The sequence below is a fragment of the Micromonospora sp. CA-248212 genome (assembly GCF_050948405.1).
Classification (GTDB): domain Bacteria; phylum Actinomycetota; class Actinomycetes; order Mycobacteriales; family Micromonosporaceae; genus Micromonospora.
This window is the reverse complement of the sequence record NZ_CP192023.1, coordinates 1,690,680-1,706,012: the sequence shown is the minus strand read 5'-3', so window position 1 is coordinate 1,706,012 and position 15,333 is coordinate 1,690,680. Positions and strand designations below refer to the sequence as shown.

The 15,333-nt window shown below is 72.4% G+C and carries 13 protein-coding genes and 1 pseudogene; 3 read left to right on the top strand and 11 right to left on the bottom strand.

Annotated features, from left to right (window positions below; translation table 11 throughout):
- Nucleotides 1–8: 8 nt before the first annotated feature.
- The gene (locus ACQP03_RS08525) at nucleotides 9–2,114 is read left to right on the top strand and encodes an amylo-alpha-1,6-glucosidase (protein WP_433460775.1); all 2,106 of its coding nucleotides are present in this window, start codon (nucleotides 9–11) and stop codon (nucleotides 2,112–2,114) included.
- Nucleotides 2,115–2,337: 223 nt separating this feature from the next.
- Here the strand turns inward: ACQP03_RS08525 and dapB are convergent, their stop codons facing one another.
- From dapB to truB, 6 genes are all read right to left on the bottom strand, one after another.
- Nucleotides 2,338–3,090 carry a 4-hydroxy-tetrahydrodipicolinate reductase gene (gene dapB / locus ACQP03_RS08520; RefSeq protein ID WP_357122453.1) on the bottom strand — a complete coding sequence of 251 codons (753 nt, stop codon included), beginning with the start codon at nucleotides 3,088–3,090 and terminating at the stop codon, nucleotides 2,338–2,340.
- A 60-nt stretch (nucleotides 3,091–3,150) separates the two neighbouring features.
- Nucleotides 3,151–4,548: a M16 family metallopeptidase gene (locus ACQP03_RS08515; protein WP_357175156.1), complete on the bottom strand. Its 1,398-nt coding sequence runs from the start codon at nucleotides 4,546–4,548 to the stop codon at nucleotides 3,151–3,153.
- Nucleotides 4,549–4,595: 47 nt separating this feature from the next.
- Nucleotides 4,596–6,986, bottom strand: coding sequence for a polyribonucleotide nucleotidyltransferase (locus tag ACQP03_RS08510; protein ID WP_357122447.1), 2,391 nt, complete (start codon nucleotides 6,984–6,986; stop codon nucleotides 4,596–4,598).
- Nucleotides 6,987–7,212: 226 nt separating this feature from the next.
- A complete protein-coding gene (rpsO, locus tag ACQP03_RS08505; protein WP_007456699.1) occupies nucleotides 7,213–7,482 on the bottom strand; it encodes a 30S ribosomal protein S15 in 270 nt (89 codons plus the stop codon).
- 191 nt (nucleotides 7,483–7,673) lie between these two features.
- Nucleotides 7,674–8,603 (bottom strand): bifunctional riboflavin kinase/FAD synthetase, encoded by a 930-nt coding sequence (locus tag ACQP03_RS08500; RefSeq protein ID WP_357122443.1) that lies wholly within the window; start codon nucleotides 8,601–8,603, stop codon nucleotides 7,674–7,676.
- Between the two features lie 114 nt (nucleotides 8,604–8,717).
- Nucleotides 8,718–9,602, bottom strand: coding sequence for a tRNA pseudouridine(55) synthase TruB (gene truB, locus ACQP03_RS08495; protein ID WP_357122440.1), 885 nt, complete (start codon nucleotides 9,600–9,602; stop codon nucleotides 8,718–8,720).
- 187 nt (nucleotides 9,603–9,789) lie between these two features.
- On the opposite strand from truB, the gene ACQP03_RS08490 reads away from it, so the two are divergent.
- Together ACQP03_RS08490 and ACQP03_RS08485 are read left to right on the top strand one after the other, a co-directional pair.
- A complete protein-coding gene (locus ACQP03_RS08490; RefSeq protein WP_357122437.1) occupies nucleotides 9,790–10,092 on the top strand; it encodes a hypothetical protein in 303 nt (100 codons plus the stop codon).
- An 11-nt stretch (nucleotides 10,093–10,103) separates the two neighbouring features.
- Complete coding sequence (locus ACQP03_RS08485) at nucleotides 10,104–11,114, top strand: hypothetical protein (RefSeq protein WP_357393705.1); 1,011 nt, start codon at nucleotides 10,104–10,106, stop codon at nucleotides 11,112–11,114.
- A gap of 12 nt (nucleotides 11,115–11,126) precedes the next feature.
- On the opposite strand, the gene ACQP03_RS08480 is transcribed toward ACQP03_RS08485, so the two are convergent.
- From ACQP03_RS08480 to rbfA, 5 genes and pseudogenes are all read right to left on the bottom strand, one after another.
- Nucleotides 11,127–12,449, bottom strand: a complete 1,323-nt coding sequence (locus tag ACQP03_RS08480) for an MATE family efflux transporter (RefSeq protein ID WP_357122431.1) — start codon at nucleotides 12,447–12,449, stop codon at nucleotides 11,127–11,129.
- A gap of 560 nt (nucleotides 12,450–13,009) precedes the next feature.
- The gene (locus ACQP03_RS08475; protein ID WP_357123344.1) at nucleotides 13,010–13,219 is read right to left on the bottom strand and encodes a DUF6186 family protein; all 210 of its coding nucleotides are present in this window, start codon (nucleotides 13,217–13,219) and stop codon (nucleotides 13,010–13,012) included.
- Entirely contained in the window at nucleotides 13,219–13,626 is a 408-nt protein-coding gene (locus tag ACQP03_RS08470; RefSeq protein WP_357122428.1) for a hypothetical protein, read from the bottom strand. The genes ACQP03_RS08475 and ACQP03_RS08470 overlap by 1 nt, the downstream gene beginning before the upstream one ends.
- A 113-nt stretch (nucleotides 13,627–13,739) precedes the next feature.
- Entirely contained in the window at nucleotides 13,740–14,798 is a 1,059-nt protein-coding gene (locus ACQP03_RS08465) for a DHH family phosphoesterase (protein WP_357393703.1), read from the bottom strand.
- Nucleotides 14,799–14,871: 73 nt separating this feature from the next.
- Nucleotides 14,872–15,297, bottom strand: a pseudogene (gene rbfA / locus ACQP03_RS08460) (30S ribosome-binding factor RbfA); the annotation flags it as partial.
- Between the last annotated feature and the right edge of the window lie 36 nt (nucleotides 15,298–15,333).

The window sequence follows — 15,333 nt, the reverse complement described above, 5'->3', positions numbered from 1 at the left end:
GCCGCACCGTGACCGACCGCCAGCTGCAACCCCTTCTGCACGAGTTGGTGGGGGTGGTGCTCGCCCCCACCAGCGCGCTGGGGGACGCGACCGGACAGATCCGCCCGACCGGCGTCCAGGGGGTCTTCCACGCCGACGCCCGCGTGCTCTCCCGGGCCGAGCTGCGCGTGGACGACCAGGAGTTGGAGGGGCTCACCCACGGCGAGGACGGCCCACACGGCGCCCGCTTCGTGGCTCTGGCCCGCTGGCTCGGCGATCCCACTCCCGACCCCACCGTCCGCGTCGACCGCTCCCGCCGGGCCACCCACAACGGCCTCACCGAGGAGCTGCGGATCGTCTCGACCGCCACGGTCGGCGTACGGGCCACCGTCAGCGTCGACCTCGCCTGCGACCTGGCGCCCATCGAGGTGGTCAAGTCCGGTGGCGCCGCCGCGCCACTGGAGGCCAAGACCGGCCAGCCGGGCCTGCTCACCTGGGCCGCCGACGGGATCACCGTCACCGTCACCGCGCCGGACGCCGCCGTGCTCGCCACCGACGAGCGGGCCACCGCGCCCCGGCTGACCTGGCCGATCGACCTGCCTCCGCGCGGCGAGACGGTGCTGCGCTGGCGGCTGGCCGTCGCGGACCCCCGCGCCGTGGTGGTCGGCCCGACCGGCGAGCCGGAGTGGGCCCGACCGGAGGTGACCGCCGACGACCGACGGCTGGTCCGTCTCCTCGACCGCGGCCTCGACGACCTGCGCGGGCTACGACTGGCCGAGACCGGCGCTCCCGGGGACGTCTTCCTCGGCGCTGGCGTCCCCTGGTTCCTCACCCTGTTCGGCCGGGACAGCCTCTGGGCCGCCCGGATGATGCTGCCGCTCGGCACCGACCTGGCCGCCGGCACCCTGCGCGTCCTGGCCCGCCGCCAGGGCACCCGCGTCGACCCGAGCACCGGGGAGGCGCCCGGCAAGATCCTGCACGAGCTGCGCCGCCACGAGTTCACGCTGCCCGACGACGGGCTCCGGCTGCCGCCGGCCTACTACGGCACCGTCGACGCCACCATGCTCTGGATCAACCTGCTGCACGACGCGTGGCGCTGGGGCCTGCCCGCCGAGCAGGTCACCCCGCTGCTGCCGCACCTTGAGGCGGCCCTGCGCTGGCTCGGCGACCACGCCGACCCGGACGGCGACGGCCTGGTCGAGTACATCGACACCACCGGGCACGGACTGTCCAACCAGGGCTGGAAGGACTCGGGCGACGCCGTACGCTTCCACGACGGCAGCCTGGCCACCGCGCCGATCGTGCTCGCCGAGGTGCAGGCGTACGCGCACGAGGCGGCGGTGAACGGCGCGGCACTGTTGGACGCCTTCGGCCGCCCCGGCGCGGACCGCTGGCGCGAACACGCCGCCGCCCTGGCCCGCCGGTTCCGGGAGAGCTTCTGGGTCGACGGCCGGTACGGCCCGCAGCCCGCCCTGGCCCTCGACCGGGACAAGCGCCCTGTCGACTCGCTGACCAGCAACATCGGTCACCTGCTCGGCACCGGTCTGCTCGACGCCGACGAGGAGGCGCAGATCGCCCGCCTGCTCACCACGGACACGCTGGCCGGCGGTTTCGGGCTACGGACGATGTCCACCGACGACGCCGGCTTCAGCCCGCTGTCGTACCACTGCGGTTCGATCTGGACCCACGACACCGCGATCGTGCTCGCCGGGCTGGCTCGCGGCGGGCATCGGGACGCCGCGCTCGGCCTGGCCGAAGGGCTGCTCTCGGCGGCCGAGGCGTTCGACTACCGGATGCCCGAACTGTACGGCGGCGACGACCGGACGCTGCTGCGCCGCCCGGTGCCGTACCCGGCGGCCTGCCGTCCACAGGCGTGGTCCGCGGCCGGCGCGGTCCTGCTCCTTCAGGCCGCGACGGGCCTCTACCCGGACGTGCCGGGCGGCACGGTCCGCGTAGCCCCCCTGGCCGGCCCCGACTTCGGCGCGGTGCGCGCCACCAACCTCCGGGTAGCCGGCACCCCGGTGAGTGTCACCGTCAACCACGTCGGCGAAGCCGAGGTAACCGGCCTCCCCACCCCCCTAACCGCCCCAATCCTCCCCACCCAACGCACCCCCCGATCCCCCCTCCCGAGCTAACCCCGCCCCTCCCAGCCCGTCGATCATGGAGTCGTGGTGGGCGAAAGCTCCACACCTGCCCCAAATACGGGGCACCACAACTCCATGATCGACGCCGACGGGGCGGCGAGGGCCGCCCCCAGTCCTGCGCGATCTTGCGGTTTGTGTTGCCGAGATGGGCGGGGATGCCGCCTTTGTCGCGACCGGAACTGCAAGATCGCGGAGGAGCGTCGGCGCTGGGGGGTTAGGCGAGGAGGGGGTCCAGGCCGATGGTCAGGCCGGGGCGGGTGCGGACGGCGCGGACGGCCAGGAGCACGCCGGGCATGAAGGACACCCGGTCGTACGAGTCGTGCCGGATCGTCAGCGTCTCGCCGGTGCCGCCGAACAGCACCTCCTGGTGGGCGACCAGACCGGTGGCGCGTACCGCGTGCACGCGTACCCCGTCGATGTCGGCACCCCGCGCGCCCGGCACCTCGTCCTTCGTCGCGTCCGGAACCGGGCCGAGGCCAGCCTCGGCGCGGGCCTGAGCGATCTGCCGGGCGGTGTGCGTGGCGGTGCCGCTCGGGGCGTCCAGCTTGCCGGGGTGGTGCAGCTCGATGATCTCAACGGACTCGAAGTGCCGGGCGGCCCGCGCGGCGAACTGCATCATCAGCACCGCGCCGATACCGAAGTTCGGGGCGATGACCACGCCCACCTCGGGTTTGTCGGCCAGCCAGCCACGCACCTGCGCCAGCCGCTGCTCGGTGAAGCCGGTGGTGCCCACGACCGCGTGGATGCCCTGCGCGATGCACCACCGGAGGTTGTCCATGACGACGTCCGGCGTGGTGAAGTCGACGACCACCCGAGCGGCGGACGCGGCGTCGAGACCGTCGCCCTGGTCGACCGCGGCGGTCAGTTCGAGATCGTCAGCGGCGTCCACGGCCTTGCAGACCTCGACGCCCATCCGACCACGGGCACCGAACACGCCGACCCGGGTCTTCTCCTGCTCGTCAGTCACGGGGCACAACCTATCCCAATCGGGACGTGTCCTTCCGGCCGGGACAGATCCCGACCGGCCTCAGCCGGAGAAGTCGCCCTCGCCGAACGGACCGACGACGGCCAGCGACATCGGCCGGCTCAGCAACTCGGCGGCGAGGGTGTTCACGTCCTCGACGGTGACCTCGTCGACCCGGCGGAGCAGCTCGTCCACCGGCATCAGGTCGCCGTAGAGCAGCTCCCCCTTGGCCAGTCGACTCATCCGCGAGCCGGTGTCCTCCAGGCCGAGCACGAACGACCCCTTGCTCATCCCCTTGCCCCGGGCCACCTCGGCCTCGGTCAACCCGTCGGCGGCCACCCGGGCCAGCTCGGCGCGGGTCAGGGCCAGCACCTCGTCCACCTTGCCCGGGGCGCAACCGGCGTAGACGGCGAACAGGCCGCTGTCGGCGTACTGGCTGGCGTAGGAGTAGACGGAGTACGCGAGGCCGCGCTGCTCGCGGATCTCCTGGAAGAGGCGGCTGGACATGCCGCCGCCGAGCACGTTGTTGAGCACCCCGAGGGCGAAACGTCGATCGTCGAGCCGGTCGATGCCGGGGCAGCCGAGGATGACGTGCGCCTGCTCGGTCTCCTTCGGCTCGACCACGGTGGTGGCCGGCTTGGTGCGTACCGCCGGGGTCGCCGCGCGGTGTGCGGCCGGCGCGGCCGGGTCGCTGTCCAGTGGGGTGCCCCGCACTGCCTGCCGGACCAGCTTGACCACGGCGGCGTGGTCGAGGTTGCCGGCGGCGGCGATGACGATCTGCGGCGCCGTGTAGCGACCCCGGTAGAAGGTCTGGATCTGCCGGCGGGTCATCGGCGTGACGGTCTCCTCGGTACCGGAGATCAGCCGACCCAGCGGGTGGTCACCGTAGACGGCCTGGGCGAAGAGGTCGTGCACCTCGTCACCGGGCTCGTCGTCGTGCATGGCGATCTCCTCGAGGATCACGCCACGCTCGGTCTCCACGTCGGCCGGCTCCAGCAGGGAGTCGGCGACCAGGTCGCACATCACGTCGATCGCCAGCGGCAGGTCCTCGTCCAGCACGCGGGCGTAGTAGCAGGTGTATTCCTTCGTGGTGAAGGCGTTCGTCTCACCACCGACCGCCTCGATCTGCGAGGAGATCTCCAGCGCGGTCCGCTTGTGGGTGCCCTTGAAGAGCAGGTGCTCCAGGAAGTGCGCGGCGCCGGCCTGCGGACGGGTCTCGTCCCGCGAGCCCACCGCCACCCAGATGCCGAACGAGACGCTGCGCATCGCCGGGATCGCCTCGGTGAGCACGCGCAGGCCGCTGGGCAGCACGGTACGTCGTATCGTGCCGCCCAGCGGGTCGTCGCTGAGCGTCCGCGTGACCGCGCGGGCGGTGCCGCCGGAGCGGCCCGCCACGGTGTCCCGAGACGGTGCCACCCCCCGTCGATCCGGTGGAAACGGCGCACTGAAGGCCCGACTCACGTGGTGCTCCCGGTTCGACGAGGGGTGGGTGTTACAGGTGCTGGTGGTCAGCTGTGCCGGGTCCGGCGACGCGGACGCTCGCCGCCGTCGCCACCACCCTCGCCGCCGCCGTTGCCGCCCTCGCCGCCACGCTCCGGGCCACGCCCGCCCCGGTCGCCGCCACGCTCGCGGTCACCCCGGTCACGCGGACCCCGGTCGCCCCGGTCCCGGCCGGACGGGCGGTCGCCACCCGCGGCCTCACCAGCGGCCGGCGCCTCGGCGCCCTCCGGGCGGACCTTGTCCAGGTAGATCTTGCCGCGGGCGTCGATGTCCGCGATCTCGACCTCGACCCGGTCGCCGACGTTGAGGAAGTCCTCAACCCGCTCGACCCGCTTGCCGTCGCCCACCTTGGAGATGTGCAGCAGGCCGTCGCGGCCCGGCAGCAGCGAGATGAACGCGCCGAACGCGGCGGTCTTGACCACCGTGCCGAGGAAGCGCTCGCCCTGCTTCGGCAGCGTCGGGTTGGCGATCCCGTTGATCCGGTCGACAGCCGCCTGGGCCGACGGGCCGTTGGTGGCGCCGACGTAGATCGTGCCGTCGTCCTCGATGGAGATCTCGGCGCCGGTCTCGTCCTGGATCGCGTTGATGGTCTGACCCTTCGGGCCGATCACCATGCCGATCTTGTCGACCGGGATCTTGACGGTGGTGACCCGCGGCGCGTAGTCGGACATCTCGGCCGGAGCCTCGATCGCCGCCTTCATGACACCGAGGATGACCTGCCGGGCCTCGTTGGCCTGCTGCAAGGCGGCGGCCAACACGTCCGACGGGATGCCGTTGAGCTTGGTGTCGAGCTGCAGCGCGGTGACGAACTCCGGGGTGCCGGCGACCTTGAAGTCCATGTCACCGAACGCGTCCTCGGCACCGAGGATGTCGGTCAGCGTCACGTACTGGGTCTTGCCGTCCACCTCGTCGGAGATGAGCCCCATCGCGATGCCGGCGACCGGCGCCTTCAGCGGGACACCCGCGGAGAGCAGGCCCAGCGTCGACGCGCAGACCGAGCCCATCGAGGTGGAGCCGTTGGAGCCGAGCGCCTCGGAGACCTGCCGGATGGCGTACGGGAACTCCTCGCGCGACGGCAGCACCGGAATCAGCGCCCGCTCGGCGAGCGCCCCGTGGCCGATCTCGCGCCGCTTCGGCGAGCCGACCCGGCCGGTCTCACCGGTCGAGTACGGCGGGAAGTTGTAGTTGTGCATGTAGCGCTTGCGGTTCTCCGGGGACAGCGTGTCCACCATCTGCTCCATGCGGAGCATGTTCAGCGTGGTGACGCCCAGGATCTGGGTCTCGCCGCGCTCGAACAGCGCCGAACCGTGCACCCGGGGCAGCACGCCGACCTCGGCGGTCAGCGCCCGGATATCGCGCGGGCCACGCCCGTCCATGCGGACCTGCTCGCGCAGCACGCGATTGCGCACCTCGGACTTGGTGAGCGACCGGAAGGCAGCGGACAGCTCCTTCTCCCGACCCTCGAACCGAGCGCCCAGCTCCTCGGCGACCCGAGCCTTGACCCGGTCCAGGGCCTCCTCGCGGTCGGCCTTGCCGGCGATGGTGATCGCCTCGGCGACCTCGGCGCGGGCCACGTCGGCGACCGCGTCGAACACGTCGTCCTGGTAGTCCAGGAAGACCGGGAACTCGGCGACCGGCTTGGCGGCGACCTCGGCCAGCTCGGCCTGCGCCCGGCACAGCTCGCGGATGGCCGGCTTGGCGGCCTCCAGGCCGCTGGCGACGACCTCCTCGGTCGGCGCGGTGGCGCCGCCCGCGATCAGGGTCACGGCGTTCGGGGTGGCCTCGGCCTCGACCATCATGATCGCGACGTCGCCGTCCTCCAGGGTGCGGCCGGCCACGACCATGTCGAAGGTGGCGCGAGCCAGCTCCTCCAGGGTCGGGAAGGCGACCCACTGGCCGTCGATGTGCGCGACGCGGGTCGCGCCGATCGGGCCCGAGAACGGCAGACCGGAGAGCTTGGTCGACATCGAGGCGGCGTTGATCGCCACGACGTCGTACGGGTGCGCCGGGTCGAGCGCGAGGATGGTCTCGACGACCTGGACCTCGTTGCGCAGGCCCTTGACGAACGACGGGCGCAGCGGCCGGTCGATCAGGCGGCAGGTGAGGATGGCGTCCTCGCTGGGCCGGCCCTCGCGGCGGAAGAACGAGCCGGGAATGCGGCCCGCGGCGTACATCCGCTCCTCGACGTCGACGGTCAGCGGGAAGAAGTCGAACTGCTCCTTCGGCTGCTTGCCGGCGGTGGTGGCGGAGAGGACGACCGTCTCGCCCAGTTGGGCGATGACGGAACCGGCGGCCTGGCGAGCCAGCCGACCGGTGGAGAAGGTGATCTCGCGGGTGCCGAAGGCCCCGTTGTCGATCACGGCGGTGCGGGATTCGGTGCCGAGTTTGGTCTCGGTCATGTGCTGTCGTGCTCCTTCGCGTCGTGGGCCCACGACGTCGGGGAGCTGCTCAGCCGGCCGGTCTTCGATCGAAGCGCCCGGGTGGCCGGCGTGCTGCCGGGTTCCCGGGGGCCACTACCGGAGACCGGTACGCTGACCGGCTCCCTCTCGGGTGGTCGCGCGGCCCGTTTTCTTTCAGGTGGGACGCGGGTCGGGGGAGCCGCCGTACGGCCGCTCCCCCGTCACGTCACCGGCGCAGACCGAGCCGCTCGATGAGCGTCCGGTAGCGGGCGATGTCCTTCTTCTGGACGTAGTTGAGCAGCCGACGGCGACGGCCGACCAGCAGCAGCAGCCCTCGGCGGCTGTGGTGGTCGTGCTTGTGCACCTTCAGGTGCTCGGTCAGCTCGGCGATCCGCTTGGTGAGGACCGCGACCTGGACCTCCGGCGAACCGGTGTCGCCCTCGGCGGTCGCGTACTCCGCGCGGATGCTGGCCTTGGCTTCCTGGTCGAGCGCCATGTTCTCCCTGTTTCGGTGGGTTGATCAAGTAGGTGTCCGTCGTCCCGATGAGACCGGGAACGGACCGGTTCCTCGCACCCGCGGCGTCGAGCAGGCACGCGAGGCCCCACGCCGGTCACCCGACGTCTCCGCAAGACTACCAGCACCCGCCGGTAACACCCGGCCAAGGCCCCGCGTGGCCCCCCGGATGGTCAGCCCAGCGCGCGTCGGGTGCGCTCGACGTCCTCTTCGATCTGGGCGATCAGCGGCTCGATCGAGTCGTACCGGACCTGACCGCGCAGGTGCGTCACGAAGTCCAGCGCCAGTCGCTCGCCGTAGAGATCACCGGAGAAGTCCAGCGCGTACGCCTCGACCCGCCGCTCCCGGCCGGAGAAGGTCGGGTTGGTGCCGACCGACACCGCGGCCATCAGCGGCTCGGGCTGGCCCCGGCGGATCATGCGGGCCGCGTACACCCCGTCGGCGGGCACCGCCGCGTACCGGTGGCAGAGCAGGTTCGCGGTGGGGAAGCCCAGCACCCGGCCGCGCTGGTCACCACGGACCACCACGCCCTCCACCCGGTGCGCGCGCCCCAGCGCGTCCGCCGCCGTGCCCACGTCGCCCGCGTCGACGCAGGAGCGGATGTACGTGGAGGAGAAGACCGTGCCGGCCGCGGCGATCAGCGGACTGCCCTCCACACCGAAGCCGAAGGTCTGGCCCAGCCGCTCCAGCAGTGCCACGTCGCCGGCCGCGCGGTGCCCGAAGCGGAAGTTGTCGCCGACCACCACCAGCGCCGCGTGCAGGTGTTCGACCAGGATGTCGTGCACGAACTGCTCGGGCGGCAGCCGCGAGAACTCGGGAGTGAACGGCACCACACACAGCACGTCCACGCCGAGGGCCTCGATCAACTCGGCCTTGCGGCCCGGCTCGGTGAGGATCGCGGGATGTGAGCCGGGGCGGACCACCTCGGCCGGGTGCGGATCGAACGTGACCACCACGGACTGCACGCCCAGCTCCCGGGCACGGGCCACGGCGTGTCCGATGGTCGCCTGGTGCCCCTTGTGCACGCCGTCGAAGACGCCGATGGTGACGACCGAGCGCCCCCATCCTCCGGGCGCCGCGTCGTACCCCCGCCACCGCTGCATGCCGTTCCTCTCCGTAAGGAAGGGCCCCCTCCTAACGCCTGGTGCATAGGAAGGGCACCTTGTTAACGCTGATCGACGCGCGCCGTGCGCAGAGCGATGCGCCAGCGCCGGCTGTCAGGCCGGGGCGAGCACGATTTCCGCGCGGGCTCGGCCGTCCCGCTCGCTGACGATAGCGATCAGACCTCCGGTGGGGCCGAACACGGCGTACGGCCCGGCGATGCCGGCCGGGTCCAGCGGCCCGCCGTGGCCGAGCACCTTCGCCTCGTCGGGGGTCGCGTCACGGCGGGGAAAGAACCGGTCGGCCGCCGCGTCGAGCGGCAGGTTCACCACCTCCGGGGCGCGCTCCTCGAGCTGTTCGAGGGTGGCCGCCTCGGCGAGGGCGAAGCCACCCACCGCGGTCCGGCGCAGCGCGGTGAGGTGCCCGCCGACACCGAGGGCCAGGCCCGCGTCCCGGGCGATGGCCCGGATGTACGTGCCCGAGGAGCAGGTCACGTCGATGTCCACGTCCACCACGTCCGGCTCGCCGCGGCGGATCGCCAGCACCTCCAGCCGGGAGATGGTCACCCGACGCGCGGGCAGGTCGACGCTCTCACCGTCGCGGACCCGCTTGTACGCCCGCTGTCCGTCGATCTTGATGGCGCTGACGGCGCTCGGCACCTGGTCGACCTCGCCGCTCAGCGCGGTCAGCGCGGCGTGGACGGCCTCGTCGGTGACGTGACCGGCCGGGGTCGTGGCGATCACGTCGCCCTCGGCGTCGTCGGTGACGGTGGCCTGCCCCAGCCGGATGGTGCCGGTATAGCTCTTGCCCGCACCGATCACGTAGGTCAGCAGCCGGGTGGCACGGCCGACGCCGATCACCAGTACGCCGGTGGCCATCGGGTCGAGGGTGCCGCCGTGTCCCACCCGCCGGGTCTTCGCCAGTCGGCGGATCCGCGCCACCACGTCGTGCGACGTCATGCCGCCGGGCTTGTCGACGACGATCAGACCATCGGTGCTCACGTCGGCCAAGCCTGCCAGACGACCCGGACCGCGCGCTGCGTGGGCACGCCCGCCGTGACCGGAGCCTCCGCTTGCGCAGGTCCGGCCGATTCGCTGGTTCGGTCGGTTTGTCCCACGGGTCGGCCAACGTCCTCTCGAAGATGCGAAGATCATCCGCCCGCACCCGTAGACGAGGACCAGGACTCCGATGACCCCCGACCGCCGTCCGGCCCACGAGCACCGCGCTCGGGTCGATCTGCCGCAGTGGATGCGGCAGCCGACACCGAAGCGGCGAACCCCGGCACGCTACGTCGACGATCTGATCGAACGGTCGCCGCCGCTGCGCACGGCCCGCCGCGCGATGTGGCACCGGCGCGACCGGGCTCGGTGGAGCGAGACGCATCCACACCTCGTCGCCGTGCTGTCCTTCATCGCGGCTGGTGTCCTCGGCACCGCTCTGGTGACGGGCGCCTACTATCTGCTCGCGCTGGCCGCCAGCGGCGATTACTGACGGGAAGAGCCATGACGCAGACTGCGCCGAACGAGCCCACACCCCCGGGCCCGACCGATCCGCCCTCGCCGCCGGCCGCCGTCGCGGAGGTCAACCCGGTGGCGCTCCCGGAGTGGATGAACTCGGCGCGGACCGAGCACCAGCCCGCCGGCTGGGATCGGGTCCGCTTCTTCTCCGCCCGGCACAACGGCGCGCTGATGCTGGGACTTGGACTCCTGCTGGCTGTGGCGATGGTCGGCGGAGGCCTGGTGATCGTCGACCGGCTGGCCGACAACGTCCGCACGTCCACCTCGGCGACTCCCACCCCGAGCGGCACCGCAGCGGTGAGCAGAGTGGGCGAACCGCGGGACCTGTTCGCCGGCTCACCGGCAGCCTCCTTCGCCCCCGGTGAACAGGCCGTGCGGATGCCGACGGCGAAGGCCACCGGGCCCTTCACCGAGGCCCAGGTAGGGGCGGCGTTGGAGACGGTGCGTAAAGGGTTGATCGAGAGCCGACTGGACACGTCCATGCTCTCGGGCGACCCGGAACCGTTCCTCCGGCTGCTCGCCCCGGACATTCGTGAGCAGCTCAGGTCGGACTTCACCGGCAACGCCTTCCTGCGGTACGCGACCCGGATGGCGTCGCCCTCGGACTGGGAGCTCGGTATCCGGGCCGACGGACGGGTCAGTTACCGGGCCACCACGGAGAACGGCACCCGGATGCTGGAGGTCTCCACGGAGTTCGTGTGGGCGTACCCCTTCGACGTGGACCTGCGAGCGCCGGCCGGCGCCAGTGTGGTGGCGCTGCGTGACCGTGTGGTGTGGCAGGTGCCGCACCCGGAGGACGTGCCGGCTTCCACTCAAGGCCTGCGGATCGTCTCAGCGAAGGTGGTGACCTGGAACGCGGACTGCGGCAAGCTCCGTGACGGCTGGGTGCAGGAGCAGTTCTGGGTGGCCGACACGCACGGGGATCGGATACCCGCGGGCGACCCGGGCACGATCTTCGACCTCGACGCGCCCCCGCCGACCACCGTCCGCTGTTGACCGGCGGGCGGGTCAGCGAACCGCCCCGACGACCGCCCAGCCGCCGGAGCGGACCCGCAGCAACAGGGCGACGAGTCGGATCACCACGAACAGGGTGAGTCCCGCCCAGATGCCACCGAGTCCCAGGTTGAGCACGTACGCCAGCCAGATGGCCGGCAGGAAGCCGCCGAGCGCCGCCACGATGGTGAGATTGCGCAGGTAACGGACGTCACCGGCGCCGATCAACACGCCGTCGAGCGCGAACACGACACCGGCCAGCGGCAGCATGGCGACGAACCAGGGCCAGGCGACCATTGCCTGCTCCCGTACCTGCCCGTCGGAGCTGAACCAGGACGGCACGACGCCCGCGCCGGCGGCGATGACCACGGCGAAGGCGACGCCGCAGACGCCGCCGAGCAGTCCGATCCGGCGGGCCAGCGCCCGCGCGCCCGCCGCGTCGCCCGACCCGAGCGCGGCGCCGATGAGGGACTGCGCGGCGATGGCGAGCGCGTCGAGCACCAGCGCGGTGAAGAACCACAGTTGCAGGGCGATCTGGTGGGCGCCGACGGCGGCGGCGCCGAAGCGGGCGGCGACCGCCGTCGCGGAGAGGAAGCTCGCCTGGAACGCCAGACCCCGGATCAGCAGGTCCCGGCTGAGCACCAACTGGTCGCGGATCAGGCGCGGCCGGGGCCGCAGCGACACCCGCTCGGCGACCAGCGCCCCGGCGAAGAGCACGCCAGAGAGGGTCTGCGCGACCGCGTTGGCGACCGCCGAGCCGGTCAGCCCCAGGCCGGCGGGGTAGACCAGCAGCGGGCAGAGCAGGCCGGAGACCAGATTGGGGCCGAGCACGAAGTACAGCGGGCGACGGGTGTCCTGCACGCCGCGCAGCCAGCCGTTGCCGGCCGCGGCGAGCAGCAGGCCAGGGGCGCCGAGCGCCGCGACGCGCAGCCACGCGGCGGCGGCGCCGGCCACGTCGCCACCACCTCCGGCGAGGGTACGCGCCAACGCGCCCCCGCCGATCTGCATGCCGATCGCGACCAGCAGTCCGACGCCGAGCGCCAGCCAGGACGACTGGACTCCCTCGGCCACCGCCGCCGCTCGGTCGCCGGCGCCGAAGCGACGGGCCGAACGCCCCGTGGTGCCGTACGCGACGACCGTTCCGAGCCAGGCGGTGAGCGTCATCACCGTGCCGCCGACGGCGAGCGCGGCGAGCGGTACGCGACCGAGGTGCCCGACGACGGCCGTGTCGACGAGCACGTAGAGCGGCTCGGCGGCGAGCACCACGAGCGCCGGCAGGGCGAGGCTCGCGATCCGACGTGGCGAGGCGGATCGGTCGACGGTGGCGGTCTGGCTCATCGCCGACGATCCTGACACGAGCGCGGTAAGGAGCACAAGCGCGTCAGAGGCTTACCCCCCGCACCGAGCCAGCAGCGGTGCCCAACCTCGTCGATCTTGCACTTTGTGCTGGCGAAATGCGCCTGTCGACCAGCTTTGTCACCACCGCAAGTGCAAGATCGGCAGACCGGGTGGGTGCTTGAGTGCGCTGTTCTACCAGGGGGTCACTGACGGGTGTCCATCGACGTCTGCAGCGCGCGGCGGGCCTGCTCGCGGGCGTCGTCGGTGGTCTCGGGCTTGGGCTTGTTCGGCATGGTGGCGCTCCTTCCAGGGTGCGAGCCACCGGCACGCGGCGGCCCTCACGGGCGGTCGTGCTGAGCGCCCCACGGCGGTCCGGGGTTACCGGAGCAGCCGACTGGGCAGCGAGCCCGGGTCGGTCCGACCCTGGAGGGAGGCGGCGCGAGGTGTGGCACCACCACCCACGACCTGCACCACACCGTGATGCCGGCCACTTCCCAAGTTATCGTTCAGGTCCATATGTTGCCCACGGTTCCCGCCATTTGGACTCTCGGCAGCCCGCCTCACCGGGCCAGGAAGTGCCAGCCCAGCCACCACCAGAAGCCGAACAGACCGATCCTGCCCACCGGCACCGGGCCGACCTCGTAGCGCATCACGTACGCGCACACGTCGCTCATCGTGGGGATCCGGGAGCCCTCCCGGCGGGCCAGCACCTCGATGACGGCGAAGAGCACGAGCGCGGCCAGGAAACCGCCGATCGCGAGGGCCCGCATCATCGCCGCACCAATCCCCAGAACGCGGCCAACCAGGCGAACCACGCCACCGACCGAGTCAGATGATCTTCCAGCAGGGGGTCGGCGAGCCGGGAGAAGGTGGGAAAGTCGTCGCCCACGGCGAGCACGAAGGTGGCGCCCTCGAAGACACCGAAGATCACGACGGGCAGGGCCCACCAGGCCGCCCCCGCGCGCAGCCGGGGCGGCGCCGGACGCCGGGGCACCCGGTTGCTCAGACCGAGCCAGATCAACACCCCGCCGGTGCCGAGCGTGTAGAGATTCGCCTCCGTGGAGAACGACGCGAACCGCCCCCCAACGAGGGACAGGCAGAGGAGAACCGGAACGGAGACGGCGGGCCGGTCCCAGGCTCGGGGGGCCTCCACGGTGAGATCGTGCGGCTGCTCCATCCCGCAATTCTTCCCGGTCTCACCCAGCGCGGGAAGGCCAACACTCCCCGGAGCTGACCCTGAACTTGCCGTGCCGACCACCAGCGCCACCGCAGCGGGCGGGCCGCCGGGGATCAGCCGATGCCGGAGACCAGCGCCGCGCCCAACTCGCCGCGGATCGCCTCGACGACCTGCTCGGCGCTCCCCCGGCCGGTGAACCCGGCCGCGAACCGGTGGCCGCCCCCGCCCATCGCGACCGCCACGCGGCTGACGTCCACCGCGCCCTTGCTGCGCATCGACACGGCCCACTCGTCGGGCGCGGTCTGCTTCAGCACGCAGCTCACGTCCGCCTCGGCGGTGCACCGCACCGAGTCGATGAGCGCCTCCAGCACGTACGGCGGCTGGTCGTGGCGGGCCAAGTCATCGAGGGTGGCGGTAGTCCACACCAGGCCCCGACCGTCGGCGGCGGCCGGCTCCAGACGGGCACGGCCGAGCACCTCGCCGAAGAGCCGAACCGCTCCGAAGGGTCGGGTGTCGAAGACGCGCCGGGAGATGTCACCGGGCGAGATGCCGGTGGCGAGCAACCGGGCGGCCATCTGGTGTACGGCCGGAGTGGTCGCCTCGAAGCGGAACGAGCCGGTGTCCGTGGTCAGCGCCACGTACAGGCACTCGGCGATGGCCCGGTCCGTCGTCACGCCCAGCCGCGCCAGGAGCCGATCGGCAACCACCGACGTGGCGGCGGCACCCGGGTCGATCAGATTGACCGTGCCGAAGCCCGGATTCGAGGCGTGGTGGTCGAGCACCAGCGCCGCACCGGCCGTCGACAGCCGGTCGGCCAGCGCGCCGAGGCGCGACTCGCTGGCCGCGTCGAAGCAGATCACCAGGTCCGGCGCGGGGTCGGCGTCGCCCGCCGGGACCAGGAGCTCCATCCCGGGCAGACCCCGCAACGGCTCGGGCACCTCCGGCGGCCCGGGAAAGGTCGCCTGCACCCGGTGTACGCCGAACTGACGCAGGCCCAGACCGAAGCCGAGCATGCTGCCCAGCGCGTCACCGTCCGGGTTGACGTGGCAGATCAGCAACACCCGGCCGGTCGACGGGAGAGCACGGATCAGCGCCTCGGCCGCCGCCCAGTCCGCCTCGGACGGGCCGCCGTCGACCGTCGCGGCGAGTTGGGCACCGGCGGCGCCCGTCACCGCGCCGCCCCACCCCGGGGGTCTCCGTGGCGTCGGCGGCCGCGTCGGCCTCCTCGTCCGTCTCGTCCTCGTCCTCGTCCTCGTCCTCGACGCGGTACGGCTGCGCGTCGCCCGCGTACTCGGCGCGCGCGGCGAGCCGCTGCACCTCCGCGTCGGCGTTGCGCGCGGCGGCGAGCAGGTCGTCGATGTGCTTGACCTGGTCCTGCACGTCGTCGAGAACGAACGTCAGCGTGGGCGAGTGCCGCAGCCCGAGCGCCTTACCGACCGTGCTGCGCAGCAACCCCTTGGCGCTCTCCAGAGCCGCCGCGGTGTCCGCCTGGGCCACCGCGTCACCCAGCACCGTGTAGAAGACCGTCGCGTCGCGCAGGTCGGCGGTGATCCGGGCATCGGTGATGGTGATCATGCCCAGGCGCGGATCCTTGATCTGGCTCCGCACCACCGAAGCGACCAGCTCACGCACTCGTTCCGCGTGCCGGCGTACCTTGGCCGGATCAGACATCTCGCCACCTCCACGGCGTCCCGCTCCCGGCCGGCC

What these genes read in the sequence shown, in the direction of transcription:
- ACQP03_RS08475 (WP_357123344.1), bottom strand. Translation starts at nt 13,219, where the DNA reads ATGCGGGCCCTCGCGATCGGCGGTTTCCTGGCCGCGCTCGTGCTCTTC.
- rpsO (WP_007456699.1), bottom strand. Translation starts at nt 7,482, where the DNA reads ATGGCGCTCGACCAGGAAGCCAAGGCCAGCATCCGCGCGGAGTACGCG.
- ACQP03_RS08470 (WP_357122428.1), bottom strand. Translation starts at nt 13,626, where the DNA reads ATGGAGCAGCCGCACGATCTCACCGTGGAGGCCCCCCGAGCCTGGGAC.
- ACQP03_RS08485 (WP_357393705.1), top strand. Translation starts at nt 10,104, where the DNA reads ATGACGCAGACTGCGCCGAACGAGCCCACACCCCCGGGCCCGACCGAT.
- ACQP03_RS08500 (WP_357122443.1), bottom strand. Translation starts at nt 8,603, where the DNA reads ATGCAGCGGTGGCGGGGGTACGACGCGGCGCCCGGAGGATGGGGGCGC.
- ACQP03_RS08480 (WP_357122431.1), bottom strand. Translation starts at nt 12,449, where the DNA reads ATGAGCCAGACCGCCACCGTCGACCGATCCGCCTCGCCACGTCGGATC.
- ACQP03_RS08510 (WP_357122447.1), bottom strand. Translation starts at nt 6,986, where the DNA reads ATGACCGAGACCAAACTCGGCACCGAATCCCGCACCGCCGTGATCGAC.
- ACQP03_RS08490 (WP_357122437.1), top strand. Translation starts at nt 9,790, where the DNA reads ATGACCCCCGACCGCCGTCCGGCCCACGAGCACCGCGCTCGGGTCGAT.